Origin of the sequence: Salipiger marinus, from assembly GCF_035481585.1 — a bacterium.
Taxonomy (GTDB): domain Bacteria; phylum Pseudomonadota; class Alphaproteobacteria; order Rhodobacterales; family Rhodobacteraceae; genus Salipiger; species Salipiger marinus.
Map to the genome: position 1 here is coordinate 1 of NZ_JAYKSL010000081.1, position 1,205 is coordinate 1,205.

The window sequence follows — 1,205 nt, forward strand, 5'->3', positions numbered from 1 at the left end:
TGAACTGCTCCGGGTTTGCCGGAGGCTCCAACTCCTGAGTAGGATGGAGCATCATGAGCAAGACAACGAACAAGTTTTGCCTTGAAGTGCGCGAACGTGCTGTGCGGCTGGTCCTCGACAATGAGGGGCAGCATGGATCGCGTTGGCAGGCTGTCATGTCGATTGCCGCGAAGATCGGCTGTGCGCCGCAGACCCTGAACGATTGGGTCAAGAAGGCTGAGGTCGATAGCGGCAAGCGGCCGGGTGTTTCCAGTGAGATGGCCGAGCGGATGAAGGCTTTGGAGCGCGAGAACCGCGAGCTGCGCCAGGCGAACGAGATCCTGCGCAAGGCCAGCGCATATTTTGCGATGGCGGAGCTCGACCGCCGGTCGAAGTGATGGTGGGCTTCATTGAAGCGCATCGAGATGCGCACGGGGTCGAGCCGATCTGCACGGTTCAGCCGATCGCCCCGTCCACCTACTATAAACATCTGGCAAAGCGGGCCGATCCGTCCCGGCGGTCGGAGCGGGCGCGCCGGGATGAGGCACTGCGACCCGAGATCCGTCGCGTGTTCGAAGAGAACTGGCGGGACTATGGCGTCCGGAAGATCTGGCGGCAGCTTCGCCGTGAGGGCTTTGACGTTGCCCGATGCACAGTCGCGAGGCTGATGAAGGTCATGGGTATTCAAGGCATTATCCGCGGCAAACCACACAGGACGACGATCCCGGACAAGAAGGCGCCCTGTCCGCTGGACAAGGTGAACCGCCAGTTCCGGGTGCCAGCGCCGAACATGCTGTGGGTTTCGGACTTCACCTATGGCGCCACCTGGAAGGGGTTCGCCTATGCGGCTTTCGTCATCGACGCCTATGCTCGGCGCATCGTCGGGTGGCGTGTCAGCACGACCCCTCATGCCGGGTTTGTCCTCGATGCGCTCGAACAGGCTGTCCATGAACGCCGCCCGGTCAAGGGCATGGGGCTGGTTCACAACAGCGACCGCGGAAGCCAGTATTTGTCGATCAAATACACCGAACGCCTCGCTGATGCAGGCATCGAGCCCTCGGTCGGCAGCGTGGGCGACAGCTATGACAACGCTCTTGCCGAGACGATCAACGGGCTCTTCAAGGCGGAGGTCATCCACCGCCGCGGACCTTGGCGCAGCTTCGAGGCCGTCGAATACGCAACACTCGAATGGGTGGACTGGTTCAACAACCGCCGCCTCCTCGAAC

Annotated in this window: 1 protein-coding gene and 1 other annotated feature; the gene reads left to right on the forward strand. The window is 62.0% G+C overall.

All coding sequences use genetic code 11. From position 1 onward, the window contains the following. Positions 1–53: 53 nt before the first annotated feature. Positions 54–1,205, forward strand: a protein-coding gene (locus VK682_RS27220; protein WP_324782994.1) for an IS3 family transposase whose coding sequence is annotated in 2 segments (ribosomal slippage) — positions 54–342 and positions 342–1,205 — 1,153 coding nt annotated over the 2 segments. Because the reading frame shifts where the segments join, the coding sequence is not laid out codon by codon here. This gene is flagged as partial in the annotation. After that, positions 335–451 (forward strand) — a sequence feature (AL1L pseudoknot). (Overlaps the previous gene by 117 nt.)